A 479-nucleotide genomic window follows, 5' to 3' on the forward strand; every position below is an offset into this window, starting at 1 on the left:
GGGTGAGCGTGGGCTTGCGGCTGCTGCGGTCGAACAGCTGCAAATCCAGATCAATCTCGAGACTGGCGACCGCGGCGCTGATGGTTGACTGACTGCGCCCCAGTTTGCGCGCCGCTGCGGAAAATGAGCCCTGCGTCGCTGCCTGCACAAATGCCAACAGCACTTCCTGCGAAGCCATGAACTATCGCCTTGATCGATGGTTATTGGTTATGAAGTATCGGTATTAAGTTGGATCATGGCAACCATCGTCAAACAAGGAGTCAGCCCATGACTGCCCACAAGTCCATTACCGAACGTGTTTTCCAAGCGGTTGGTTTCGAGTTTCTCGCGATCCTGATCTGTACGCCGCTGCTCGCCTGGATCATGCAAAAGCCGTTGCTCGACATGGGCGCGGTGACCATGTTGATCGCGCTGTTGGCGCTGGCGTGGAACGTGGTGTTCAACCGTTTTTTCGACCGTGCATTGGCGCGGATGAATCT

At 55.9% G+C, this 479-nt stretch carries 2 protein-coding genes; one reads left to right on the plus strand and one right to left on the minus strand.

Annotated elements, in window-relative coordinates:
* A partial coding sequence (locus AC0T7J_RS25165; RefSeq protein WP_473798453.1) for a LysR family transcriptional regulator occupies positions 1–178 on the minus strand: 178 nt, incomplete at its 3' end.
* An 89-nt stretch (positions 179–267) separates the two neighbouring features.
* Here AC0T7J_RS25165 and AC0T7J_RS25170 point away from each other — a divergent pair.
* Positions 268–479: chlorhexidine efflux transporter (locus AC0T7J_RS25170; protein ID WP_473798450.1), on the plus strand; the 212-nt coding region annotated here is incomplete at its 3' end.

This window comes from Pantoea sp. E956-1, from assembly GCF_982223955.1.